The sequence below is a fragment of the Streptomyces sp. NPDC087300 genome, from assembly GCF_044744425.1.
Classification (GTDB): Bacteria; Actinomycetota; Actinomycetes; order Streptomycetales; family Streptomycetaceae; genus Streptomyces.
Window position 1 is genome coordinate 26,600 of record NZ_JBIUYI010000010.1, and the last position, 23,160, is coordinate 49,759.

The window sequence follows — 23,160 nt, forward strand, 5'->3', positions numbered from 1 at the left end:
GCGGTGAGCGCGGCGCACGGACGGCGCAGAATGGGGGCATGGCGGGTTCGGCGGAGCAGGCACGGCACTGGCGGTACGCCGAGCTGCCCGGCGTCGACCTGCTGCAGGCCCGCTACATACACAAGACGTTCGTCCGGCACACCCACGAGCACTTCGTGATCGCCGCGATCGCCGAGGGCGTCGACGTCTTCCAGCACGGCGGCGGCGAGCAGGCCGCGGGGCCCGGCGCCCTCGCCCTGATCAACCCCGACACCGCGCACACCGGGCGGGCCGGGGTGCCCGAGGGCTGGCGGTACGGGGCGGTCTACCCGGCGCCCGAGCTGGTCACCGCCATCGCCGCGGAGACCACCGGCATCCGCGGCACCCCTGGTTTCGTCCGCCCGGTGCTCGACGATCCCTATGCCGTGGCTCTGGTCCACCGGGTGCTGCGGGCCGCCGAGGAGGGCAACGCGCTCGCCGCGGACACGCTCCTGCGCGTGGCGGTGACCCGGCTGCTGCGGCAGAACGGCGGGCGCCTGCCGCAGCGGACCGTGCGCACCGCGGGCGCGCGCACGGCGGCACGCGCGCGTGCCGTCCTCACGGAGCGGCTCGTCGCCCCGCCGAGCCTCGAACAGCTCGCCACCGAGTTCGGCGTCAGCCCCTTCGCCCTGCTGCGCGCCTTCCGCGAGGCTTACGGGATGCCGCCGCACGCCTGGCTCACCGACGCGCGGGTGCGCCGCGCGCGGGGCCTCCTGGACGCGGGCACGTCGCCCGCCGACGCGGCCGTCGCCGTGGGCTTCACCGACCAGCCGCACCTCAACCGGCACTTCACCCGGATCGTCGGGGTGCCCCCTGGGGCGTACCAGCGCGAGCGCAAGAACGTACAAGACCTGTCATCCGTCCCCTCGTAGCGTCCGGTGCGTGCCAGAACAGACGATCCCGCCGGGCGCGGGCGAACAGTGCGAGGCCGTTCCACCAGCTGATGAACGGGCGGGCGAGCGTGCCGGCGTGCACGCGGGCGAGCGTGCGGGCGTGCACGCGGGCGAGCGTGCGGGCGTGCATGCGGGCGAGCCAGCGGAACCGAAACCGGACGCGGCCGTCGTCCGGGACGGGCTCGGCGTCGGAGTCGCCGTCGGACTCTCCGGCTTCGCCTTCGGAGTGACCTCGGCAGGCGGTGGCCTGACCGTGCTGCAGACCTGTGTGCTCAGCCTCCTGGTGTTCACCGGTGCCTCGCAGTTCGCCCTGGTCGGCGCGCTCGCGGGCGGCGGGAACCCGTTCACGGCCGCCGCGGGCGCCTTCTTCCTGGGTGTGCGCAACGCCTTCTACGGGCTGCGGCTCTCACAGGTGCTGGCCCTCCCGCGCGCGGTACGGCCGTTCGCCGCCCACTGGGTCATCGACGAGACCACGGCGGTCACCCTCGCCCAGCCCACCCGCCGCAGCGCCCGCATCGGCTTCACCGTCACCGGGATCAGCCTCTACGTGCTGTGGAACCTCACCACGCTGCTCGGCGCGCTGGGCGCCGAGGCGATCGGTGACACCGACGCCTGGGGGCTCGACGCGGCAGGGCCCGCGGTCTTCCTCGCGCTGCTCGCGCCGATGCTGCGGACGGCGAGGGAGCGCGCGGCCGCGGCCCTGGCCGTGGTCCTGGGGCTCGGTCTGCTGCCCGTGCTGCCCGGCGGCGTACCGGTCCTGGTGGCGGCCCTCGCGGCGCCGGCCGTGCTCTACGTAGAGGGCCGTAAGGCTCGCGTGGACGGCGACGGGGCCGGTGGCAGCGTGCGGACCGGCGGCGGGGTCGACGCGGCGACCGACAACGATCCAGAAGCCGACAGCACCCCACAGGCTGACAGCACTCCGCAGACCGACAACGATCCACAGAAGGAATCCCGTTGAGCATCTGGATCGCGATCGGTCTGACCTTCGTCGGCTGCTACCTCGTCAAGCTCGCCGGACTGCTGGTCCCCGCGGGCGCGCTGGAACGCCCGCTCGTCAGACGTCTGGCTGCCCTGCTCCCCGTGGCCCTCCTGGCGGCGCTCACGGCCCAGCAGGCCTTCGCCGACGGGCGGGAGCTCGTCCTGGACGCCAGGGCGGCAGGGCTGGCCGCGGCGGCCGTGGCGCTGCTGCTGCGCGCGCCGTTCCTCGTCGTCATCGCGGCGGCCGTCGCCGTCACGGCCGGACTGCGGGCGCTGACGGGCTGACCCGGCCGCCAGCTCTCGGCCGAGGCTCGGACCGCGAACATCGGACGACGCGCCGCTCAGCCGATGGACCGCCCGTACGCCCGCAGCGTGCGCAGCGCCTCGATGGTCACCATCGGCCGCGCCTCCAGGGCCGTGCCCGGCGCCCACTGCCGCCAGCGGACCGGCCAGCCCCCGTCGGCCCGCTGGTCCCCTTCGAGGAAGTCCAGCGAGCGTTCCATCTCGTCGTCGGTGAACCACGCGCGCGCGAGGGACTCGGGGGCCTTCGCGAAGTCGTGCGGGAAGTGGTGCTCGCCCGGCGCGTAGCCAGCTGCCACCGGCCAGGCGTCCAGACCGGAGGGGTCCAGTGCCGCGAGGCGCTGTTCGCGCACGAGGCGGCCGAGCCGGTCGGCCGCCGCCTGCGCGCGCGGGCGGTCGGGCGCGCCGTCGAGGAAGGCGACAGCCGCCTGCACCTCGTACGGATGCGACTTCTCCAGCGATTCGACGGCGGCCCAGCAGAAGTCCGTGGCGCGGAACAGCCAGGCGTGCCAGACCTCGTTGCGGTGCAGCAGGCCCACCACGGGGCCGGTGGCGAGCAGCTCGCTGGGGGGATCGTCCACGATCGGGACGAACGGTGCCGAAGGATAGCCGCGTTGGCTGGGATGAATCGCAGGAAGGGCGCCGTCCGGCGTCGAGACGGACGTCAGATAGCGGCACACGCGCTCCACCCGCTGCCCGCCGCAGCGCCGGATCGAGTCCAGCACGCGCAGCGCGTGCCCGGCGTGCAGCGGCTGGCTGACGGGGCCACGCAGGTCGGGTTCCAGCGCGTAGCCGTATCCGCCGTCGTCGGTGGCGTACGCGGACAGGGCGGCCTCGACCGCGTCGGCGGCCCGGTCGCCCTCGGCGTCCGCGGAGCCTGCGCCGCCTTGGCGGAAGTGGTACGCGAACCGTCGCTGCTCCAGGACGCGCGCGGTGAGCCAGACGAAGTGCTCGGCGCGGGCGACCGGGGAGAGCGCCGCGTCGGGGGAGGGCACGGGGTCGGGGGATGCTCCGGTTTCGGCCATGTTCCGACCGTAGGACGGAAAGCGTTCTCGGCAAGCCCCCTGGGCCCGGCTGCACTCTCAGGGGCGCGATACTGGAGGCATGCGGTTGACGGTCTTCTGGCAGCGGATGGCGGCTCACTTCGGAGCGGGGTACGCCGACTCCTTCGCGCGCGATCACGTGATGGCTGAGCTCGGCGGGCGTACGGTCCATCAGGCGCTGGACGCGGGCTGGGAGGCCAAGGACGTCTGGCGCGCGGTCTGTACGTCGATGGACGTGCCGGCCGACAAGCGCTGACTCCGGGGCGGCCCGAATCCCATGAAACCCGCTTCACGCGCGCGTGAAGGGAGGCCATGAATCCCGTCTCACGCGCGCGTGAAGCGGGTGCCGACTGACGAGGGTGGCGGCGGAATGCCGTCGGAGTGGGCGAGACTGGCACCGTGGCACCCACCGACGAGACCGTGCAGGTCACTCAGGACAGCGCTCCACTCGGCACGACGCCGCCCGCGCAGCCCCCCGCCGGGGCCGAAGCGGGCCGTGGCGCCCGCATGCCGCGCTGGCTGCCCCGTGCCATGGTGCTGGCCCTCGCGCTCATCGCCTGTTTCCAGCTGGGCAGTTGGGCCTTTCACCAGCTGACCGGGCTGTTGATCAACGTATTGATCGCGTTCTTCCTGGCCCTCGCGGTCGAACCCGCGGTGAGCTGGATGGCCGCGCGCGGACTGCGCAGGGGCTTCGCCACCTTCATCGTCTTCTTGAGCGTCGTGATCGCGAGCGCGGGCTTCGTCACGCTGATGGGGTCGATGCTCGCGGGCCAGATCGTGGACATGGTCGAGGACTTCCCCGACTACCTAGACAAGGTCATCAGCTGGATCAACCAGACCTTCCACACGGACCTCTCCCGCGTCGAGGTCCAGGACAGCCTGGTCCACTCCGACTGGCTCCAGAAGTACGTGCAGAACAGCGCCACCGGCGTCCTGGACGTGTCCGCACAGGTGCTCGGGGGGCTCTTCCAGCTCCTGACGATCCTGCTCTTCTCGTTCTACTTCGCGGCCGACGGGCCACGGCTGCGCCGCGCCCTGTGCTCGGTGCTACCGCCCGCCAAGCAGGCCGAGGTGCTGCGGGCCTGGGAGATCGCGGTCGACAAGACCGGCGGCTATCTGTACTCGCGCGGTCTGATGGCGCTGATCTCCGGGATCGCGCACTACATCCTGCTCCAGGCGTTGAACGTGCCCTACGCGCCCGTGCTCGCCGTCTGGGTGGGCCTGGTCTCCCAGTTCATCCCGACCATCGGCACGTACCTGGCGGGCGCCCTGCCGATGCTGATCGCCTTCACCGTCGACCCCTGGTACGCGCTCTGGGTGCTGGTCTTCGTAGTGGTCTACCAGCAGTTCGAGAACTACGTGCTCCAGCCGAAGCTCACCGCCAAGAGCGTGGACATCCACCCGGCGGTCGCCTTCGGCTCGGTCATCGCGGGCACCGCCCTGCTCGGCGCGGTCGGGGCGCTCATCGCGATCCCGGCCGTCGCGACGTTGCAGGCGTTCCTCGGGGCGTACGTGAAGCGGTACGACGTCACGGACGACCCCCGGGTGCACGGCCACCGTCGCCGCGGCGGCGCCCCCCTCGTCGCGCGCGTGCGGCGTGCCCTGCGCGGGCCGAACCATCCGGCGGCCCCTGCGGAGTCGGAGGGCGGGCCGAAGTAGTAGGGCCCGCCCTGAAGCGGCAGGGCCTCCTACGAAGCAGCGGGCCCACTACGTAGTGGGCGCCGTGTCCTGACGGGTGGTGCGTGTCAGCGCGGTGTCCGCGGCTTCGAGGATGTTGCCGAAGGTGCGGGTGATGATCGGCCGCGCCAGACGCCGGGTGAGGAACGGGCCGACCAACGGGGCGAGGATCTCGGCGCGGGTGGTCCAGCACACCCGGGTGCCTCCTTCGACCTCCTCGAACGTCATGCGGCCGAGCTCGTGCCGCGCCGGCGGCAGGCTGCGCTCCACGACGTACTCCGTGGCGTACGGCGGGTCGTACCGCGTGATGCGCTCCCGGAACCAGCCGATCAGCCAGAGGTGGTTGCGGACGGCGCCCACTCCGTAGGGAGCGCCTTCGCCGCGCTTGGCCAGGCGGCAGAGCAGCACCAGGGGTGAATTCGTGTAGTGGGTGGTCGTGGTGAGCCAGGTGAACACGTCTTCGATGGGGGCGGCGATGACGCGTTCCACAGTCATGGTTTCCATGGCTGGCGACCTCCTCTGTCGAGTGGGAGCACCATCTCGGTGCGGTGCAGCTTGTCCGGGTTGCGCACGCCGTAGAGGCCGGTGATCAGGCCCTCGTGGATCTCGAACGCGACCAGCCAGTCGAGTTCTCCGTCGGTGACGAACCGGGCCGCGGGCATGCCGTTGTAGGTGGCGGGTTCGGCGTGGGTCGCCGTAGTGGTGTTCCGGATCACGCCGAGGACGAACCGTGCGACCTCGGCGCGGCCGGAGATCGGGTGGCGGGCGGCGACGACCTTGCCGCCGCCGTCGGAGATCTGCACGACGTCGGGCGCCAGCAGATCCATCAGTGACTGGATCTCGCCGGTCGAGGCCGCCCGCAGGAATCGCTGGGCGATCTCTTGCCCGGCATCGGAATCGGGCTCGAAACGGCGGCGCCGCGCGTGCACGTGCCGACGGGCGCGGTGGGCGATCTGCCGGACGGAGACCTCGTTCCTGTCCACCGAAGCGGCGATCTCGCCGTGGGTGTAGCCGAAGACGTCGTGCAGGACGAACACCGCGCGCTCGGTCGGGTTCAGCGTCTCCAGGACGAGCATCATGGCCATCGACACCGACTCGGCGAGGATCGCGTCCTCACTCACCTCGGGCGCGGTGCGGATCGGCTCGGGCAGCCAGGTGCCGACGTACTCCTCGCGCCGGGCCCGGACCGCGCGCAGGTGGTTGAGGGACTGCCGGGTCACCACCCGGACCAGGTACGCACGCGCGTGCTCCACGCTGTCCTGGTCCACCGCGCTCCACCGCAGATAGCTCTCCTGGAGCACGTCCTCGGCGTCGGCGGCGCTGCCCAGGATCTCGTAGGCGATGGTGAACAGCAGCGGACGGTGTTCGGTGAAGGCGTCCTCAGTCGTGGCCCGCCCCTCGCTCACGCCCGCCGCGTCCGCGCCGGCATCTCGGCGGTTCGGCTTCACACCCGGCTCCTCTCTTCGGCCGCCCATCGAGACACGGCGGACCGGCGAACCGTGACAGTCAGCGGCTGTGATTCAGTTCACACCGCGTATCCCGGGGGGCTTTTGCGCCAGATGAAGACCTCGGTGCTCGGGCGGCGCTCGGAGAAGCGGCCCGACGGGGACGCCGCCCCCAGCAGTCGGCGCAGCTCCGCTTCGAAGGCGTCGAGGCGCCCGCCGAACAGGTGCGGGGCCGATGACGACAGGGAGAACACCGACGCGACGACGTCGTCGACGGTGCGTTCAAGTGCCTGCCCGGCGGGCACGACGAGGCGCTGGGGGCCGTGGAGGCCCGCCCGCGCGAACACCGCGGCCTCGCCGCCCGGAGTCCCGTGTGGGAGTACGCCGCGGCCGGCCCGCCGGACGGGACCCAGGTAGCGCCGCACCAGTCCGGCGATCGCGTCCTGGGGCACCGCCGGATGCGGAAGGCCGCCTACGGAGAGGTCCTCCGTCTTCAGGTCCGAGATGTGCACCAGCGCTCCGCCGGGCCGGAGCATGCCCCTGACCGCCGCCGCCACCAGGTCGCGGTCCATCCAGTGGAAGGACTGCGCGAAGGCCGCGACGGTGAACGTGCCGAGCCCCGCGGGCAGCTCCTCGGCCCGGACCCGCACCCAGCGCGCCTTGTCGGCCACCCCCACCGAGGCGGCGTCGCGCGCGGCCTCGGTGAGCATCCCGGCGTCGGGGTCCACGCCGACGATCTCGTCGAACGAGTGGGCGAGGGGCAGCGCGACGGTGCCGGGGCCGCACCCCACGTCGAGCAGGCGCCCGTGTCCGTCGAGCGCCAGGGTCTCGGTGAGGGCGTCGGCCAGGCCGGGGGCGTAGGGGAGGCGGCCGCGCCGGTAGTAGGCGGCGGCACCGGAGAAGAGGGTCTCGTCCCACTTCCATTCGGCGTCCATGTCCGTTCACCGTCCTTCGGCTGCGTGGGGCTCTTCGGGCAGGTCGGCCGGGGCCGCCGGTCGTCAGTATCCGCCGTGGTGGCGTCGGTGAGGGGCTGTCCGGCCCCGTCGGGAGGTGGGGGAGAGCCGTCGGGGAGGCGAGGGAGAGCCCGTCGGGTGAGGGTGCCGACTCGCAGCGTGGTGCGCTTGACACTAAAATCGAACATCCATTCTCATGGGGTGTCCGGCGGCGATTTTCCGGGGCTGGGCGGGTTGATCCCTGGCAGGCTCCGGAGGATTTCGGTGAGGGATTGCCTCGAGTTATCCACAGGCTGGACGGGCGTCGGGGCGGATTGTCAGTGGCAGGCGTTAGCGTCTTTGACGTGAAGCGATCGACACAAGCAAATCGGGTGGAACCCATGGCAGGAACCGACCGCGAGAAGGCGCTCGACGCCGCGCTCGCACAGATTGAACGGCAATTCGGCAAGGGCGCAGTGATGCGCATGGGCGAGCGGCCGAACGACCCCATCGAGGTCATCCCCACCGGGTCGACCGCGCTCGACGTCGCGCTCGGCGTCGGCGGCATCCCCCGCGGCCGTGTGGTGGAGGTGTACGGACCGGAGTCCTCCGGTAAGACGACCCTCACGCTGCACGCCGTGGCCAACGCCCAGCGGGCGGGCGGCGCGGTGGCCTTCGTGGACGCGGAGCACGCCCTCGACCCCGAGTACGCGAAGAAGCTCGGCGTCGACATCGACAACCTCATCCTGTCCCAGCCGGACAACGGCGAGCAGGCCCTCGAGATCGTCGACATGCTGGTCCGCTCCGGCGCCCTCGACCTGATCGTCATCGACTCCGTCGCCGCCCTGGTGCCGCGCGCGGAGATCGAGGGCGAGATGGGTGACTCGCACGTGGGTCTCCAGGCCCGCCTGATGAGCCAGGCGCTCCGGAAGATCACCAGCGCGCTCAATCAGTCCAAGACCACCGCGATCTTCATCAACCAGCTCCGCGAGAAGATCGGCGTGATGTTCGGCTCGCCGGAGACCACGACCGGTGGCCGCGCGCTGAAGTTCTACGCCTCGGTGCGCATGGACATCCGCCGCATCGAGACCCTCAAGGACGGCACGGACGCGGTCGGCAACCGCACCCGCGTCAAGGTCGTCAAGAACAAGGTCGCGCCGCCCTTCAAGCAGGCCGAGTTCGACATCCTCTACGGCCAGGGCATCAGCCGCGAGGGCGGCCTGATCGACATGGGCGTGGAGCACGGCTTCGTCCGCAAGGCCGGCGCCTGGTACACGTACGAGGGCGACCAGCTCGGCCAGGGCAAGGAGAACGCCCGTAACTTCCTGAAGGACAACCCCGATCTCGCCGACGAGATCGAGAAGAAGATCAAGGAGAAGCTGGGCGTCGGTGTGAAGCCGGAGGCTCCGGCCGCCGAGCCGGCCACGACGGACGCGGCGGGCACGGCCCCGGCCGAGGACGCGGCGGCCAAGACGGTCCCCGCACCGGCGGCCAAGGCCACCAAGTCCAAGACCGCGGCGGCCAAGAGCTAGTCCGTGACGCGACGAACCGACTGGGCGGACCACACCGCCCCCGAAAGCCGCCCCGGCGCCGCGGGGCGGGACCACGGGGGCGGTGTGGATCAGGGCGACCACGGTCAGGGCGGCGGCTTCGGAGAGGACGGCTCCGGGGACGGCGGCGGTCGCGGCGGCCGGCGGCGTCGACGGCGCGGTGGTTTCGACGGCCACCAGGACAGCGGCCCCCCCTCCTCGTCGAGGGCCGAGAAGGGAGAGCAGTCGACAGGGGATCCGGCTGAGCGGGCGAAGGCGATCTGTCTGCGGCTGCTCACCGGAACCGCTCGCACGCGCAAGCAGTTGGCGGACGCGCTGCGCAAGCGGGACATCCCCGACGAGGTGGCGGAAGAAGTGCTCTCCCGCTTCGAAGAGGTCGGTCTGATCAACGACAGCGCCTTCGCGGACGCCTGGGTGGAGTCCCGGCACCACGGCCGGGGTCTGGCCCGGCGGGCGCTCGCGCGGGAGCTGCGCACCAAGGGCGTGGACTCCACGCTGATCGACGAGGCCGTGGGGCAGCTCGACCCCGAGCAGGAGGAGGAGACCGCGCGCGAGCTGGTCGCCCGCAAGCTCCGCTCCACCCGGGGGCTCGACCGCGACAAGCGCCTGCGTCGCCTCGCGGGCATGCTCGCCCGCAAGGGCTATTCGGAGGGCATGGCGCTCCGCGTGGTCCGAAAGGCCCTGGAAGAAGAGGGCGAGGAAACCGAGGACTTGGGATACGAGGCGTTCTGACCGGGCCGCTCCCACGGGGGTGGGGCGGCCCGCGACGGGCCACGTATCCCAACGCGCCTTCCACGCAGGGGGGTTAACCCCCCTGCGGAGACGCCGGGTCACCACAGTGCACAGGAACCTGTGCACAGACGACTGTGTACGCATGGCACAGGAACCCGGCACCACTGACGCGGCGCGGTCCGGCGCTCCGGCGTCGGACCCGCGGCGGCCTTCAGCGCCGACACCGGCTCCGGCTTCGGCGACACCGGATCCGGCGGCGCCCGCTCCAGCTCTGGCGGCGCCCGCTCCGGCTCCGGCACAGGCCCCCGATTCGGCCCCCGTCCCCGAAGAGCTCAGCGACCTCCGCGTACTCAAGGCGCTCGCGCAGCCGCGCAGGCAGCGGATGCTTCAGCACCTCACCGTGCACGGTCCCGCCACCTCGGCGACGCTCGCCAGGGCGCTCGGCCTCAACACCGGCGCCACCAGCTACCACCTGCGCGAACTCGCCCGCTACGGCTTCGTCGAGGAGACGAGTGGGCCGGGGCGAGGGCATCGCGAGCGCTGGTGGCGGGCCGTCCCTGGCGACCGGCGCTTCCCGCCGCGCAGCCGGCAGAGCCCCGAGGTGCGGCTCGTCATGGACGAGCTCGACCACCTCTCGTACACCGCGGACCTCGAACTCTTCGAGCAGTTGAAGCAGCAGGGCGCAGGTGAACTCGGCGAGTGGGCCGACGCGTTCCCGTACTCGCGCGGCTCGATCCGGCTGACCCTGCCCGAGCTCCGCGCGTTCTTCGAGGAGTACATCGCGCTGCTCAACCGCTACAAGCGGCCTGACGCCGACACTCCGGCCGATGCCCGCACCGTGCTCACCCGGCTCCTGGCCTTCCCCGCGCCGACGGCTCCCGCGCCCCGCGCCGACAACCGAGAAGAGACCCAGACCTCATGATGCTGCGCTACGCACTGCAGACCGTCAGGGACCGCAAGGGCGGATTCCTGGGCGCCTTCCTCGCGTTGATGTGCGCCGCCGCCCTCATCACGGCCTGCGGCACCCTTCTGGAGACCGGGCTGCGCGGCACCATCAAGACCGAGCGTTACGCCGCCGCCCCCGTGATCGTCTCCGCCGACCAGAACGTCCACCAGACCACGGTCAAGCACAAGAAGGGCAAGACCAAGGTCAAACACAAGGCGAAACCGATCGCCGAACGCGCCTGGCTGCCCCAGGACATCGGGGACCGGCTGAAGGCGGCACCGGGCGTCGGTGCCGTCGTGCCCGAACTCACCTTCCTCGCGCAGCCGTTGACGCCCGCCGCCGCAGGGGACGACGGCGGGCCCTCGTACGGCCACGCCTGGAAGTCCGCCGCGCTGACTCCCTTCCGTCTCGTCGACGGCAAGGCGCCGCGCGCGGCGCACGACCTCGTCGTCGACCGCGGTCTCGCCGACCGCGCGGGGCTGAAGCCCGGCGACCGACTCGCCGTCCAGTCGACACAGAGCCCGCGCAGCTACCGCGTCACCGGGATCGCCGCGCCCGAGCGGGGCGAGCTGTCCCACCAGACCTCGCTCTTCTTCTCCTCGGCTGAGGCCGAGCGGCTCGCGGCGCACCCCGGCAAGGTCACCGCCTTCGGCGTGATCCCGGCCGACGGCACCGACCCCGCCGCGCTCGAACAGGCCGTCGAGCAGGCTGTCGACGGCACGACCACGCAGGTCAGCGCGGGGGCGGACCGTGGCCCCGTGGAGTTCCTCGACGCGGCGGGCGCCCGAATCAAGCTCGTCAGCATGGGCGGCGCGATGGGCGGCACGTCCCTGCTCGTCGCCCTCCTCGTGGTCGTCGGCACCTTCGCCCTCTCCGTCCAGCAGCGCCACCGCGAACTGTCACTGCTGCGGGCCATCGCCGCCACACCACGGCAGATCCGCCGGCTCCTCGGCCGCGAGGCCCTGCTGGTCGGCGCCGTCGCCGGTGTCGTCGGTGCGCTCGCCGGCATACCGCTCGGCGGCTGGCTGCACGGCCGGTTCATCGACATGGGCGCCGTGCCCGCCACGCTGGAGCGGACCGTCAGCGTCTTCCCGCCCCTCGCCGCCCTCGCCGCGACCCTGCTCGGCGCCTGGGCCGCCGCCCGCATCGCCGGGCGCCGCATCGTCCGGATCCGCCCGGCCGAAGCGCTCGCCGAGGCGCGACTCGAACCTGACCGGCCGGCCTGGAGCCGCATCATCGCCGGTCTCGTCCTGCTCGCCGGTGGCATCGTCCTGGTCGCCGTGCTGAGCGTGCTGCGCACCGAGGCCGCATCGACTCCCGTCACCTTCCTGGCCGTTGTGGTCTTCGCCTGCGCCATCGCGCTGCTCGGGCCGCTGGTCGTCCGGGCGGCGGCAGCCCTGCTGCGCGGCCCGCTCCGGCTGACCGGACCCGGCGGCAAGCTCGCCCACGCCAACCTGCGCGGCAACGCGGCCCGGATGGCCGCCGTCGTCACCCCGCTCGCGCTGCTCACCGGCATGACCTGCACCGTGCTCTTCGTCCAGCCCACCCTCGGCGACGCGGCCCGCGCCCAGGCCCGCGACGGCGTCCACGCCGACTGGGCGCTCGCCGCGCAGGGCCCGGGTGTCCCGGCCGAGGCCGCGCGGAAGCTGCGTACGGCCGAAGGCGTCGACGCCGCCACCGAGGTCGTCCGCACGACGGTGCGCGTCGGGCTCGACAAGTACCCGGCGCAGGGCGTCACGCCCCAAGGCCTCACCCGGACCTGGGACCCCGATGTCACCGAGGGATCCCTGAAGGGCTTCGGCGAGCACAGCGTCGCCGTGAGCGAACTCGCCGCCGACCGGCTCGGTCTGAAGCCGGGCAGCACCCTCAAGTTCACCCTCGGGGACGGCACGAAGGCCGAGCTCACCGTGCGCGCCGTCTACGCACGCGGGCTCGGGTTCGGTGACCTGACCATGGCGCACGACCTGGTCGCCCGCCACGTCGACAACCCGCTCGCCGCCACGGTCCTCGTCAAGAGCGACCGTACGCAGGAACAACTCGCGGCGGACGTCCGGAAGTTCCCGGGCGTACGGGTCCTCGCCCCGGCCGCCGTCGACGATCTGCAAGCGGCTCGCCAGCAGCAGAACGCCGAGGTGAACTACCTGGCCATGGGCCTCGTCCTGGCCTTCACCGCCATCGCCGTCGTCAACACCCTCGCGATGTCCGTCTCCGAACGCATCCGTGAGTTCGCGATGCTGCGCCTCGCGGGGGCCACGCGCCGCCAGGTCCTGCGGATGCTGCGCACCGAGGCGCTCTCGGTCCTGCTCATCGGCACGGCGCTCGGCAGCGGTGTGGCGCTCGCCGTCCTGACCGCGTTCAGCGTCGGCATGACGGGCAGCGCGGCACCGTCGGTCACCCCGCTGGTGTACGTCGCCGTGGTCGCCGTCGCCGGTCTGCTCGCCCTGGCCGCGACCGCGTTGCCTGGCCGCGCCGCGCTGAGGCCGCTCCCCGTCACGGTGGCAACCGCCAAGGAGTAAGGGGCGGTACGCAATGGTGGACGCCCCTTACCCAAGTGGAGGGGGCGCCCACTCTTGCGGTCAGGTCGTTACGGGAAGCCCGGCAGCCCGCCACGCCTGGAAGCCGCCGATCAGGTCGGTCGCGCGGGTGAGCCCCAACTGCCGCAAGGAGGCGGCCGCGAGGCTCGACGCGTATCCCTCGTTGCAGATCACGACGACCCGCAGATCGTGCCCGGTGGCCTCCGGTGCGCGGTGGCTGCCCTGCGGGTCGAGGCGCCACTCCAGCTCGTTGCGCTCGACGACCAGCGCGCCGGGGATCAGCCCGTCCCGCTCGCGCAGTGCCGCATACCGGATGTCGACCAGGAGTCCGCCCGCCTCGGCGCTGCCGTACGCCTCCTGGGGAGTGACCCGGTCGAGGTCGGCGCGGACGCGCTCCAGCAACTCGTCGATGCCTATGGGGCGTTCGCTCACTGCCAGTCCTCCGGGCGCTCCACGGACTCCAGGCGGAGCACCTCGCCGGTGCGGCTGTAGCGGCGGATCTGTGGCAGCGGGGGGTAGTAGGCGTGCACCGAGACGGCGTGCTCGGTCGTGGACTCGTTCAGCACCTCGTGGACGTGATTGCGGCCGAAGGCACGGCCCTGACCGGCCGCCAACTGGCGCTCCCTGTCGACCCCTTCGGAGAGTTCCAGGGTCTTCCAGCCGTCGGTGGGCAGTCGTACGGCGAGCGCGTTCTCCTTGAGGGTGCCCGCCGCGGTGAGGAAGGCGCCGACCGACTCCGCGTGGTCGTGCCAGCCGGTGCCGGTCCCGGGCGGCCAGCCGATCAGCCAGGCTTCGCTGCCCCCGGGCCCTTCGAGACGCACCCAGGTGCGGCCTTCCGGATCGAGCGGCAGCGAGGCGACGAGCTCGGCGTCGGCGGCGGTACGGCGGACGAAGTCGAGGAGTTCGGCGGAGGTGGGCGCGGCGGCACGCGCGGGCGTCGTGGCGGCGGGAACAGAAGGTGACACGGTGACCGTCCTGGGAGTTCGCGGAAGCGCGCGACGGGACAGCAGAGAGCGGTCCGGCGCGAAGGAAGAAGGATGCGAATTCAGCAGGACGGGTGACACACGCAGCCTGCGTAGCGGACGAGGTCCATGTGGACCCTCCGCCACAGGCGCACATCGGTGTCGGTCACGATCCGGAGTAGACCACGGGGGTGGGGGCGGGTCAACTCCGGCTCAGCATGCGGTCGGCGGGAGCGTGGAGGTGGACTCACCACGAGCCGGACGCACCGTGAGCCGGACCCACCCTCACCCCGTCACTTGCCGGGCCGAGCGCCCCCTCCAGCCCCAGAGCTTCCCGAGCTTCCCGCAGCCCCCGCGCCTCCCACAGAACCTGCCGCCCCCGCCGCACTCGTCTGCTCGCCCGACCGGTCCGTCCGGTCCGTCCGCTTCCCCGGCGCCGCGTCGGCCCCGGAGCCCCGCGTCGACGCCGCCCCGCCGAGCGCCGCCTCCGCCGCCGCGTACAGCTCGGCGGGGCGTACCCCCGAGAGCGCGGTGACCAGGTGCCCGTCGGGTCGTACGAGCAGCACGGAATGCGCGGCTGCCCCGGGGTAGCTCTCCGCGACGAGCAGCTCGGCACGGTGCGGCAGCGCCGTGACGGCGGCGGCGAGGCGCGGCATGATCCCGGCGGAGACCCAGTGCCGCCGCTCCCACACCACGGTGCCCGGGGCGACGAGGACGACCAGGAAATGCCCGAGCCCGAGCCGGTCCCGCAGCTGCACGAAGGACCCGTCCGGCGCCGTGACCTGCACGTCGGCGATGGGCGCACCGGGCTCGGTGCCGACCGCCACCGCCGAGTCCGACGGTTCGGGCGCCAGTGGCGACTCGGCGTACGAAACCGGCGCACCGAGCGGCCCGCGCCCCACGTGCCCATCCGTGAGGAGCGTGTCGTGCCCGCGCGCGGTCCCCGGCACGTACGAGCGGAGGCCGCCCCCGCCGCGCAGCACCGGCAGCGACTGGTCGGCCGCGCGCAGCCGTGCGGCCACACCGGCCCGCCGCTCGGCCTGATAGCTGTCGAGCAGCGAATCGCGGGCGCCGTGGTGCCAGGCGAGGGCCAGCTTCCACGCGAGGTTGTCGGCGTCCCGCAGTCCCTCGTCGAGCCCCTGGGTGCCGAGCGCGCCGAGCAGGTGGGCGGCGTCCCCGGCGAGGAAGGCACGGCCGACCCGCCACCGGCGGGCGAGCCGGTGGTGGACGGTGTGCACGCCCGTGTCGAGCAGTTCGTACGGCGGTGTGGAGCCTTCGCACCAGCCCGCGAGGGTCTCCCTGATCCGCACGACGAGGGCGTCGGGCGTCACCAGTTCGCCGCGCGGCGGTAGGAGCCAGTCGAGCCGCCACACCCCATCGGCGAGCGGGCGGCCCGTCACCTCGGTGCCCCCGCCGCGCCACGGAGGCATCCGATGCAACAACGCCTGACCCGGCCACGGAAGTTCCGTGCGGAGCGCGGCCACGGCGTGTCGCTCCACGGCGGTACGTCCGGGGAAGCGGATGTCGAGCAGCTTGCGCACCGTCGAGCGGGGGCCGTCGCAGCCCACCAGATAACTGCCGCGCCACCAGGTGTCCTTAGGCCCGCGCGTGTGGGCGGTCAGTCCGCCGGCGTCCTGCTCCAGGGAATCGAGCTTGCTCTCCACGGCGACCTTGATCAGCCGCTCGTCGGCGATGGCCGCGCGCAGCGCGCCGGTCAGCACGTGCTGCGGCACGTGCAACGGGGCCGGGACTTCATCACTGAACGTGAGCTCCCGCATCAGCTGCTTGCGCCGCAGGGACCGCCAGCCGCCCCACCGGGCACCGGACCCCTGGCCACCGAACGAGTGACCGGCGAGCCGCTCCACGAGCGCCGCGGTGTCCTCCCGCAGGACCACGGTCCGCGCGGGCCGCTGCTCGTCCTTCCCAGGGCCTTCGTCGAGCACGACCGTGGGTACGGAGTGACGGGAGAGGGCCAGCGCGAGGGTGAGGCCCACGGGCCCGGCGCCGACGACGATCACCGGGTCCACGGCGCGCACCCTTCCGCCACAAGGGCCCGGGAGCGCTGGACGTACGTACAGGAACTGACAGTTGGAGCCCGGTGCACGATCACAGAACGTATGCAACCCATTGCCGGTGCTTGCGTCAAGTGACGTCGTCGTGAGCTGGCGACTCAAATGAAAGAGGCAGCAAAAAGAGGCAGCGGCGCCGTGGCCGCTGCCTCTTGTGCTGTGAGTCTGTTGTGCCGGTGGAGCCGGTGGCTGGCGGAGCTTGAGTCAGACCCCGCCGCCGTAACCGTGATCCGGTGCCTTGACCGTGTTGGGACCGACCGTCTCCAGCTCATCCAGCGCGCCGGGACCCACCACGGCCCCCGTGCTCTTCTTGGAGCGCCGCATCCTGCGCTCCAGCCAGGACGCCAGGCTGGTGAGCAGCAGGTTCAGCGCGATGAAGACCACCGCGACCACGATGAAGCTGGGAATGACGCTCGCGTAGTACGAGGCGGCCGTCTTCCGCGCGTTGAGCAGCTCCGTGAAGCTGAGCAGCGCGCCGCCGAGCGCGGTGTCCTTCACGATGACGACGAGCTGGCTCACGAGGGCCGGCAGCATCGCGGTGACGGACTGCGGCAGCAGGATGCTCGTCATCGTCTGGCCCTTGCGCAGGCCGATCGCCTTGGCCGCTTCGGTCTGGCCCTTGGGCAGCGACTGGATGCCCGCCCGGACGATCTCGGCGAGCACCGAGGCGTTGTAGAGCACCAGGCCCGTGACCACCGCGTACAGCGGGCGTTCCTCGACGCTGATGTCGGTGTAGTCCGAGTAGAACTGGTTGGCGAACACCATCAGGATCAGGACCGGGATCGCGCGGAAGAACTCGACGACCACGGCCGAGGGGACCCGGACCGATATGTGGTCGGAGAGCCGCGAGATGCCGAAGAGCGCGCCCAGCGGGAGGGCGATCACCATGGCGAGTCCCGCGGCCTTCAGCGTGTTGCCGAGCCCAGGCAGCAGATACGTCGTCCAGGCTTCGGTGTCCGCGAGCCAGGGGCGCCACTTGGCCCACTCCAGCTGCCCCTTGTCGGACATGGCGGACCAGGCCCACCAGGCGCCCAGGAGCAGCACGAGGAAGAAGAGAACGGACAGCAGGACGTTGCGGCGTTTGGCGCGGGGGCCCGGAGCGTCGTAGAGGACGGAGGTCATCGCTTCACCGCCAGGCGCTTGCCGAGCCAGCCGAGTATGAGGCCGGTCGGCAGGGTCAGGACCACGAATCCGAAGGCGAATATCGCGGTGATGAGGAGCAACTGCGCCTCGTTCTCGATCATTTCCTTCATCAGCAGCGCTGCCTCGCCGACGCCGATGGCCGCCGCGACCGTGGTGTTCTTGGTCAGGGCGATCAGGACGTTGGTCAGCGGGCCGATCACGGAACGGAAGGCCTGCGGCAGCACGATGAGACCGAGCACCTGGCGGAAGTTGAGCCCGAGGGCGCGGGCCGCTTCGGCCTGGCCGAGCGGCACCGTGTTGATGCCCGAGCGCACCGCCTCACAGACGAAGGCCGCCGTGTAGGCCCCGAGGCCGAGCACCGAGAGACGGAAGCTCAGGGCATCGAAGTCGTCGGACGCGCCCAGGGTGATGCCGAAGACGTCGGCGAGCCCGAGCGAGCTGAACACGATGATGACGGTCAGCGGGATGTTCCGCACGATGTTGACATAGGCCGTGCCGAACCAGCGCATGACCGGAACGGGGCTGACGCGCAGGGCGGCCAGTATGGTGCCCCAGACCAAGGAACCTATGCCTGCGTAGACGGTGAGCTTCACCGTTACCCAGAAGGCTCCGAGCAAGTCGTAGTCTTCAAGAAAGTCGAACACGATCTCCCGCGCTCTCGCGTGTGGTGATGGCGAGGTACGCCGCCGCGTTCGTGCGGCGGCGTACCGGCGTGTGCCCGGTCAGGGGGCCTACCGCAACGGGCGGCCCGACTGGGTCACTTGACGATGTCGCCGATCTTCGGCGCGGGGTCGTTCTTGTAGTTGGCAGGACCGAAGTTTTCCTTCACGGCCTTGTCCCAGGCCTTGTCCTTGACCATCTTCTCAAGGGCCTTGTTGATCTTGTCCTTGAGCTTCGTGTCGCCCTTCTTGATGCCGATGCCGTAGTTCTCGTTGGTCAGCTTCAGGCCGGCGAGCTTGAACTTGCCCTTGTACTGCTCCTGCGCCGCGTACCCGGCGAGGATCGAGTCGTCGGTGGTCAGCGCGTCGACGGCGCCGCTGTTCAGTCCGTCGATGCACTCGGAGTACGTGCCGTACTGCTTCAGCTGGGCCTTGGGCGCGATGGTCTTCTTGACGTTCTGCGCCGAGGTCGAGCCGGTCACGGAGCAGAGCTTCTTGCCGTTGAGGTCCGTGGCCTTGCTGATCTTGTCGTCGGACCGGACAAGGAGGTCCTGGTGGGCAAGGAGGTACGGGCCCGCGAAGTCGACCTTCTTCTGACGCTCGTCGTTGATCGAGTACGACGCCGCGATGAACTTGACGTCACCACGCTCCAGAGCGGTCTCGCGGTCCGCGCTGGGGGTTTCCTTCCACTGGATGTCGTCGGCGCTGTAGCCGAGCTCCTTGGCGACATAGGTCGCGACGTCGACATCGAAGCCGGTGTAACCGTCCGGCGTCTTCAGACCAAGGCCCGGCTGGTCGAACTTGATGCCGATGGTGATCTTCTTGCCCCCGCCGGAGCCGTTGTCGTCCTTGTCCTTGCCGCCGCAGGCGGTGGCGGTGACGGAGAGGGCGAGCGCGACGGCGGCCGCCGCGGTGACCTTGCGAACCTTCATGGTGAACATCCTTTGTGTCGGCAGGAGAGGGTGAGACGCAGGGGGGCGTCGCGCGTCAGTGGTGAAGGATCTTCGACAGGAAGTCCTTGGCCCGGTCGCTGCGCGGGTTGCTGAAGAACTGGTCCGGCACGGCCTCTTCCACGATCCGGCCGTCCGCCATGAACACGACGCGGTTGGCCGCGGAACGGGCGAAGCCCATCTCGTGGGTGACCACGACCATGGTCATGCCGTCACGCGCGAGCTGCTGCATGACCTCGAGGACCTCGTTGATCATCTCCGGGTCGAGCGCCGACGTGGGCTCGTCGAAGAGCATCACCTTCGGGTCCATCGCCAACGCGCGGGCGATCGCCACACGTTGCTGCTGACCACCGGAGAGCTGCGCCGGGTACTTGTCGGCCTGCGAGGCGACACCCACGCGGTCCAGGAGACCGCGTGCCTTTGTCTCAGCTTCCGCCTTGGACGTCTTGCGCACCTTGATCTGGCCCAGCATCACGTTCTCGAGCACGGTCTTGTGCGCGAAAAGGTTGAAGGACTGGAAGACCATGCCCACGTCCGCGCGGAGACGGGCGAGCTCCTTGCCCTCCTGGGGCAGCGGCTTGCCGTCGATCGAGATCTCTCCCGACTCGACCGTCTCCAGACGGTTGATGGCGCGGCACAGCGTCGACTTGCCCGACCCGGAGGGGCCGATCACGACGACGACCTCACCGCGGGCGATGGTCAGGTCGATGTCCTGGAGGACGTGCAGAGCGCCGAAGTGCTTGTTGACGTTCTTCAGCACGACCAGGTCGTCCGCCCCGGGCGGTATGGCGTCCTTGGTCACCGATACTTCGGTCACGGCTTGTTGCTCCATCCTCCTCGGTTGGGAGGACAGTAATAACCCAGTGCGACCAGCGTCATTACATCTGAGGGGAAATTGAGCATAACGATCCGGCCGCAACCGGACACACCGTGTGAAGAGGGTGCACGGTGTGCGTACCGGCTGGGTAACGGAACGTACCCGGGCACCGAACCCTCTTGACGCGGTCCTTATCCATCGGCGTGGATGCGTTGTGCGCGTGCGCGGATAACCGGCAGGCCGGAACGAGGGATGAACTGGAGGGGGCCCGTATGAGACTGCTTCTCGTCGAGGACGACGACCACGTGGCCGCCGCCCTGTCCGCGGTCCTGGCCAGGCACGGCTTCGACGTCGTGCACGCCCGCAACGGCGAAGAAGCACTCCAGGCCCTCCTGCCCGCGAAAACACCGCCCTTCGGAGTGGTGCTCCTGGATCTGGGGCTGCCCGACCAGGACGGCTACGAGGTGTGCGGCAAGATCCGCAAGCGGGGCTCGGTCCCGGTCATCATGGTGACGGCCCGCGCGGACGTCCGTTCCCGGATCCACGGCCTCAACCTCGGAGCCGACGACTACGTAGTGAAGCCGTACGACACCGGGGAGCTCATCGCCCGCATCCACGCGGTCATCCGGCGCCCGCCGTCCGCCGGTGCCGAGGCCACCGGGGGCGGCAGCGACCTGCGGCTGGGCCCCGTACGCATCGAACTGCCCACCCGGCAGGTCAGCGTGGACGGTTCGGTCGTCCAGCTGACCCGCAAGGAGTTCGACTTGCTCGCGCTCCTCGCCCAGCGCCCCGGAGTGGTGTTCCGCAGGGAGCAGATCATCAGCGAGGTGTGGCGCACCAGTTGGGAAGGGACGGGCCGCACCCTGGAGGTGCACGTGGCGTCCCTGCGCTCCAAGCTGCACATGCCGGCACTGATCGAGACCGTGCGCGGCGTCGGCTACCGCCTCGTCGCGCCGGCGACGTAGCGCGGGCGAGGACAGGTGCGTTCCCGCCTCCTCCCGCTGCTCATCATCCTCATGGCGGGCGTCCTGCTCGCGCTCGGCTTCCCGCTCGCGGTGAGCGTCGCGGCGGCCCAGCAGCAGAAGGTGGTCGTCGACCGGATCGACGACACGGCGCGCTTCGCCTCACTCGCCCAGTTCGTCACGAAACGCGCCACGGGTTCGCGGGTGGTGCGCGACACGGACGAACGCCGGGAGACGCTCCAGAAGGAACTCGACTTCTACAACGACGTCTACGGCGTCGAGGCCGGTGTCTTCTACCGCGACGGCGGCCCGATGGCCCACGCGCCCGGCAGCTGGTTCCTGCCCAGGAGCGGCCAGGTGCGGGACGCCTTCGAGGAGGCCCTCAGGTCCCGCGGCAGCCACGACCCCGAGCAGGTGTGGCCGTGGCAGCGCGGCCGCCTGGCCGTTGCGACCCCGGTCATCAGGGACGGCGACGTCGTCGCCGTCGTGGTCACCGACTCGCCCACCGGGCGCATGCGTTCGCAGACGCTGCGCGGCTGGCTGCTCATCGCCGCCGGCGAGTCCGCGGCGATGCTCCTCGCGGTCGGCGCCGCCCTGCGGCTCACCGGCTGGGTGCTGCGACCCGTCCGCGTCCTCGACGCGACCACGCACGACATAGCGACCGGAAGCCTCAAGTCCAGGGTCGCTGCCGCGGGCGGACCACCGGAACTCCGGCGCCTCGCCCGGTCGTTCAACGAGATGGCGGACAACGTCCAGGACGTCCTCGAACAGCAGCGTGCCTTCGTCGCCGACGCCTCGCACCAGCTGCGCAACCCCCTGTCCGCCCTGCTGCTGCGCATCGAACTGCTCGCCCTCGAACTCCCCGAGGGCAACGAGGAGGTGGCCTCGGTCCGCACCGAGGGCAAGCGCCTGGCCCAGGTCCTCGACGATCTGCTCGACCTGGCGCTCGCCGAGCACGCCGCCGCCGACCTGAGCCTGACCGACATCGGCGAACTGGCGGCGGAACGGGTCGCGGCCTGGCGCCCGCTGGCCGACGAGCGCGGGGTACGGCTGACCGGCACATGCCCGGCGACCACCGGCTGGGCCGACCCGGTGGCCCTCTCCAGCGCGCTGGACGCGGTGATCGACAACGCCCTGAAGTTCACGCCCGAGGGCGAGCCGGTCCACGTCACCGTCTCCTTCAGCGTCGCCACCACCACCGTCGTGGTCACCGACGGCGGCCCCGGCCTCACCGAGGACGAGCTGGCCCGCGTCGGCGACCGCTTCTGGCGCAGCAACCGCCACCAGAACGTGAAGGGCTCCGGCCTCGGCCTGTCCATCTCGCGGGCCCTGCTCACGGCGGGCGGCGGCTCCATCGCGTACGCGCGCCACGAACCGCGTGGACTCAAGGTGACCGTCAGCGTTCCGCGCAGCGAGCCGGTGCCACGGACCCGGTGAGCCAGGGCCCGGCCGTACCGGTCAGGGCTTGACGGACCGGTAGTAGCGGCGGGCGCCCTCGTGCAGGGTCAGGGGGTCCGTGTAGAGGGCCGTGCGCAGGTCGACCAGCTGGGCCGCGTGCACCTGCGCGCCGATGTGGTCGCGACTGTCGATCACCGAGCGGGTCAGCCCCTCGGTCAGCTCCGGATCGGCCCGGTCCGTGGTGACCAGGAGGTTCGCCACGGCGAGCGTCGGCACGGCGGAGCCCTGCTGGGCGCTGGGGTAGGCGTCGGCGGGCATCGTCGCAGCCCTGTAGTAGCGCGAGGCGCCGCCCTGCTTGTGCAGTTCGTTCACCAGGCCGCCGAGCTTGACCAGCCGGATGGGCATCTCTTCGGAGAGCTCGCGCACGGAATCGGTCGGCAGGCCGCCCGACCAGAAGAACGCGTCGATCTCGCCCTTCTTCAGGAGCTCGGGCATGGTGTCGATCCCGGCGGCCACCGGCTTGATGTCCTTGGCCGGGTCGAGCCCCGCGGCTTCGAGCACCCGGTCCGCTATCAGCCGCACACCCGAGCGGTCCTGGCCCACGGCCACCCGCAGGTTCCGCAGCTTCGCCGCGGAGTCGACGTCGGAGGAGCGCGGTACGACGAGCTGTACGTAGTCGTCGTACAGCCGGGCGCAGCCCCGTAGGCGGTCGGCGCCGGGCGCGCCCTCCAGGCGGTACTTCTCGACGGCGTCGGCCGCGGCGATCGTGAAGTCGGCCTTGCCGGTCGCGACCCGCTCGACGTTCTGCTGCGACCCCTCACTGTTGAGGAGCTCGACGTCGACCTTGGGCATGTCCCGGGAGATCGCCGTCTTCAAGAGCTTGCCGTAGTGCTCGTACACGGCGTTCCGCACGCCCGTGCTGACGGTGACCCGGCCGCTCGGCGAGCTCTCGCCCATGGGCAGCAGCCACCACAGCAGCAGCCCGAACACCACGAGCGCCGCGGCCGAGCCCTGGAGCGCGCGGCGCCTGCTGATGTGGGGGAGTGCCGGGAACATGCGCGCGATCCTGCCAGCTCGGCCGCCGCCGGTCCATGGCCGGACGGTACGGCCGGGAGCCCGTGGGCCGACGGGGTCAGGGACGACTTCTCATAC

Annotated in this window: 24 protein-coding genes; 11 read left to right on the forward strand and 13 right to left on the reverse strand. The window is 71.3% G+C overall.

The genetic code is table 11. The features are described from left to right. Nucleotides 1–38 precede the first annotated feature (38 nt). The 3 genes from ACIO9J_RS34825 (at nt 39) to ACIO9J_RS34835 (ending at nt 2,174) form a co-directional block, all read left to right on the forward strand. The gene (locus ACIO9J_RS34825) at nt 39–890 is read left to right on the forward strand and encodes an AraC family transcriptional regulator (RefSeq protein ID WP_402008382.1); all 852 of its coding nucleotides are present in this window, start codon (nt 39–41) and stop codon (nt 888–890) included. 121 nt (nt 891–1,011) lie between these two features. Further along, the gene (locus tag ACIO9J_RS34830; protein ID WP_402008765.1) at nt 1,012–1,869 is read left to right on the forward strand and encodes an AzlC family ABC transporter permease; all 858 of its coding nucleotides are present in this window, start codon (nt 1,012–1,014) and stop codon (nt 1,867–1,869) included. Next, the gene (locus ACIO9J_RS34835; RefSeq protein WP_402008384.1) at nt 1,866–2,174 is read left to right on the forward strand and encodes an AzlD domain-containing protein; all 309 of its coding nucleotides are present in this window, start codon (nt 1,866–1,868) and stop codon (nt 2,172–2,174) included. Before ACIO9J_RS34830 ends, ACIO9J_RS34835 begins: the two co-directional genes overlap by 4 nt. Before the next feature lie 56 nt (nt 2,175–2,230). On the opposite strand, the gene ACIO9J_RS34840 is transcribed toward ACIO9J_RS34835, so the two are convergent. After that, nucleotides 2,231–3,214 carry a hypothetical protein gene (locus tag ACIO9J_RS34840; protein WP_402008386.1) on the reverse strand — a complete coding sequence of 328 codons (984 nt, stop codon included), beginning with the start codon at nt 3,212–3,214 and terminating at the stop codon, nt 2,231–2,233. Nucleotides 3,215–3,293: 79 nt separating this feature from the next. On the opposite strand from ACIO9J_RS34840, the gene ACIO9J_RS34845 reads away from it, so the two are divergent. Both ACIO9J_RS34845 and ACIO9J_RS34850 read left to right on the forward strand, forming a co-directional pair. Beyond that, nucleotides 3,294–3,488, forward strand: coding sequence for a DUF3046 domain-containing protein (locus tag ACIO9J_RS34845; protein ID WP_402008388.1), 195 nt, complete (start codon nt 3,294–3,296; stop codon nt 3,486–3,488). 143 nt (nt 3,489–3,631) lie between these two features. Then, on the forward strand, nt 3,632–4,891 hold the full coding sequence (locus ACIO9J_RS34850) for an AI-2E family transporter (protein WP_402008390.1): 1,260 nt from the start codon (nt 3,632–3,634) through the stop codon (nt 4,889–4,891). A gap of 48 nt (nt 4,892–4,939) precedes the next feature. Here the strand turns inward: ACIO9J_RS34850 and ACIO9J_RS34855 are convergent, their stop codons facing one another. From ACIO9J_RS34855 to ACIO9J_RS34865, 3 genes are read right to left on the reverse strand one after another with little or no spacing between them, the layout of a single operon-like run. Beyond that, nucleotides 4,940–5,413, reverse strand: coding sequence for an SRPBCC family protein (locus ACIO9J_RS34855; protein ID WP_402008392.1), 474 nt, complete (start codon nt 5,411–5,413; stop codon nt 4,940–4,942). Continuing rightward, entirely contained in the window at nt 5,401–6,384 is a 984-nt protein-coding gene (locus ACIO9J_RS34860) for an RNA polymerase sigma-70 factor (protein ID WP_402008394.1), read from the reverse strand. Before ACIO9J_RS34860 ends, ACIO9J_RS34855 begins: the two co-directional genes overlap by 13 nt. A gap of 50 nt (nt 6,385–6,434) precedes the next feature. Continuing rightward, complete coding sequence (locus ACIO9J_RS34865; protein ID WP_402008396.1) at nt 6,435–7,289, reverse strand: class I SAM-dependent methyltransferase; 855 nt, start codon at nt 7,287–7,289, stop codon at nt 6,435–6,437. A gap of 398 nt (nt 7,290–7,687) precedes the next feature. Here ACIO9J_RS34865 and recA point away from each other — a divergent pair, with 398 nt between their 5' ends. The 4 genes from recA to ACIO9J_RS34885 all read left to right on the forward strand — a co-directional run bounded on the left by recA (nt 7,688) and on the right by ACIO9J_RS34885 (nt 13,030). Next, nucleotides 7,688–8,818, forward strand: a complete 1,131-nt coding sequence (recA, locus tag ACIO9J_RS34870; protein ID WP_402008398.1) for a recombinase RecA — start codon at nt 7,688–7,690, stop codon at nt 8,816–8,818. A 3-nt stretch (nt 8,819–8,821) separates the two neighbouring features. Then, a complete protein-coding gene (recX, locus tag ACIO9J_RS34875) occupies nt 8,822–9,568 on the forward strand; it encodes a recombination regulator RecX (protein ID WP_402008400.1) in 747 nt (248 codons plus the stop codon). A gap of 142 nt (nt 9,569–9,710) precedes the next feature. Beyond that, a complete protein-coding gene (locus tag ACIO9J_RS34880; protein ID WP_402008402.1) occupies nt 9,711–10,490 on the forward strand; it encodes a helix-turn-helix domain-containing protein in 780 nt (259 codons plus the stop codon). Beyond that, complete coding sequence (locus ACIO9J_RS34885; protein ID WP_402008404.1) at nt 10,487–13,030, forward strand: FtsX-like permease family protein; 2,544 nt, start codon at nt 10,487–10,489, stop codon at nt 13,028–13,030. The genes ACIO9J_RS34880 and ACIO9J_RS34885 overlap by 4 nt, the downstream gene beginning before the upstream one ends. Nucleotides 13,031–13,090: 60 nt before the next feature. Here the strand turns inward: ACIO9J_RS34885 and ACIO9J_RS34890 are convergent, their stop codons facing one another. The 8 genes from ACIO9J_RS34890 to ACIO9J_RS34925 all read right to left on the reverse strand — a co-directional run bounded on the left by ACIO9J_RS34890 (nt 13,091) and on the right by ACIO9J_RS34925 (nt 19,648). After that, a complete protein-coding gene (locus ACIO9J_RS34890; RefSeq protein WP_402008767.1) occupies nt 13,091–13,486 on the reverse strand; it encodes a rhodanese-like domain-containing protein in 396 nt (131 codons plus the stop codon). Then, a complete protein-coding gene (locus tag ACIO9J_RS34895) occupies nt 13,477–14,013 on the reverse strand; it encodes a cysteine dioxygenase (protein ID WP_402008406.1) in 537 nt (178 codons plus the stop codon). The genes ACIO9J_RS34890 and ACIO9J_RS34895 overlap by 10 nt, the downstream gene beginning before the upstream one ends. 80 nt (nt 14,014–14,093) lie before the next feature. Then, on the reverse strand, nt 14,094–14,141 hold the full coding sequence (locus tag ACIO9J_RS34900) for a hypothetical protein (protein ID WP_317987190.1): 48 nt from the start codon (nt 14,139–14,141) through the stop codon (nt 14,094–14,096). A 162-nt stretch (nt 14,142–14,303) separates the two neighbouring features. After that, nucleotides 14,304–16,037: an FAD-dependent monooxygenase gene (locus ACIO9J_RS34905; protein ID WP_402008408.1), complete on the reverse strand. Its 1,734-nt coding sequence runs from the start codon at nt 16,035–16,037 to the stop codon at nt 14,304–14,306. Nucleotides 16,038–16,283: 246 nt separating this feature from the next. Continuing rightward, complete coding sequence (locus ACIO9J_RS34910; RefSeq protein ID WP_402008410.1) at nt 16,284–17,201, reverse strand: amino acid ABC transporter permease; 918 nt, start codon at nt 17,199–17,201, stop codon at nt 16,284–16,286. Next, nucleotides 17,198–17,866 carry an amino acid ABC transporter permease gene (locus tag ACIO9J_RS34915; RefSeq protein ID WP_402008412.1) on the reverse strand — a complete coding sequence of 223 codons (669 nt, stop codon included), beginning with the start codon at nt 17,864–17,866 and terminating at the stop codon, nt 17,198–17,200. Before ACIO9J_RS34915 ends, ACIO9J_RS34910 begins: the two co-directional genes overlap by 4 nt. A 113-nt stretch (nt 17,867–17,979) precedes the next feature. Next, nucleotides 17,980–18,813, reverse strand: coding sequence for a glutamate ABC transporter substrate-binding protein (locus ACIO9J_RS34920; protein WP_402008414.1), 834 nt, complete (start codon nt 18,811–18,813; stop codon nt 17,980–17,982). Nucleotides 18,814–18,868: 55 nt separating this feature from the next. Beyond that, nucleotides 18,869–19,648: an amino acid ABC transporter ATP-binding protein gene (locus tag ACIO9J_RS34925; RefSeq protein ID WP_055543637.1), complete on the reverse strand. Its 780-nt coding sequence runs from the start codon at nt 19,646–19,648 to the stop codon at nt 18,869–18,871. Between the two features lie 272 nt (nt 19,649–19,920). On the opposite strand from ACIO9J_RS34925, the gene ACIO9J_RS34930 reads away from it, so the two are divergent. Both ACIO9J_RS34930 and ACIO9J_RS34935 read left to right on the forward strand, forming a co-directional pair. Then, nucleotides 19,921–20,613: a response regulator transcription factor gene (locus ACIO9J_RS34930; protein ID WP_402008417.1), complete on the forward strand. Its 693-nt coding sequence runs from the start codon at nt 19,921–19,923 to the stop codon at nt 20,611–20,613. 15 nt (nt 20,614–20,628) lie between these two features. Next, nucleotides 20,629–22,047 carry a sensor histidine kinase gene (locus tag ACIO9J_RS34935; RefSeq protein ID WP_402008419.1) on the forward strand — a complete coding sequence of 473 codons (1,419 nt, stop codon included), beginning with the start codon at nt 20,629–20,631 and terminating at the stop codon, nt 22,045–22,047. A gap of 21 nt (nt 22,048–22,068) precedes the next feature. Here the strand turns inward: ACIO9J_RS34935 and ACIO9J_RS34940 are convergent, their stop codons facing one another. After that, entirely contained in the window at nt 22,069–23,064 is a 996-nt protein-coding gene (locus ACIO9J_RS34940) for a TAXI family TRAP transporter solute-binding subunit (RefSeq protein WP_402008421.1), read from the reverse strand. Nucleotides 23,065–23,160: the final 96 nt, after the last annotated feature.

What these genes read in the sequence shown, in the direction of transcription:
- ACIO9J_RS34825 (WP_402008382.1), top strand. Translation starts at nt 39, where the DNA reads ATGGCGGGTTCGGCGGAGCAGGCACGGCACTGGCGGTACGCCGAGCTG.
- ACIO9J_RS34840 (WP_402008386.1), bottom strand. Translation starts at nt 3,214, where the DNA reads ATGGCCGAAACCGGAGCATCCCCCGACCCCGTGCCCTCCCCCGACGCG.
- ACIO9J_RS34845 (WP_402008388.1), top strand. Translation starts at nt 3,294, where the DNA reads ATGCGGTTGACGGTCTTCTGGCAGCGGATGGCGGCTCACTTCGGAGCG.
- ACIO9J_RS34855 (WP_402008392.1), bottom strand. Translation starts at nt 5,413, where the DNA reads ATGGAAACCATGACTGTGGAACGCGTCATCGCCGCCCCCATCGAAGAC.
- ACIO9J_RS34860 (WP_402008394.1), bottom strand. Translation starts at nt 6,384, where the DNA reads ATGGGCGGCCGAAGAGAGGAGCCGGGTGTGAAGCCGAACCGCCGAGAT.
- ACIO9J_RS34865 (WP_402008396.1), bottom strand. Translation starts at nt 7,289, where the DNA reads ATGGACGCCGAATGGAAGTGGGACGAGACCCTCTTCTCCGGTGCCGCC.
- recA (WP_402008398.1), top strand. Translation starts at nt 7,688, where the DNA reads ATGGCAGGAACCGACCGCGAGAAGGCGCTCGACGCCGCGCTCGCACAG.
- ACIO9J_RS34880 (WP_402008402.1), top strand. Translation starts at nt 9,711, where the DNA reads ATGGCACAGGAACCCGGCACCACTGACGCGGCGCGGTCCGGCGCTCCG.
- ACIO9J_RS34885 (WP_402008404.1), top strand. Translation starts at nt 10,487, where the DNA reads ATGATGCTGCGCTACGCACTGCAGACCGTCAGGGACCGCAAGGGCGGA.
- ACIO9J_RS34910 (WP_402008410.1), bottom strand. Translation starts at nt 17,201, where the DNA reads ATGACCTCCGTCCTCTACGACGCTCCGGGCCCCCGCGCCAAACGCCGC.
- ACIO9J_RS34920 (WP_402008414.1), bottom strand. Translation starts at nt 18,813, where the DNA reads ATGAAGGTTCGCAAGGTCACCGCGGCGGCCGCCGTCGCGCTCGCCCTC.
- ACIO9J_RS34930 (WP_402008417.1), top strand. Translation starts at nt 19,921, where the DNA reads ATGAGACTGCTTCTCGTCGAGGACGACGACCACGTGGCCGCCGCCCTG.
- ACIO9J_RS34940 (WP_402008421.1), bottom strand. Translation starts at nt 23,064, where the DNA reads ATGTTCCCGGCACTCCCCCACATCAGCAGGCGCCGCGCGCTCCAGGGC.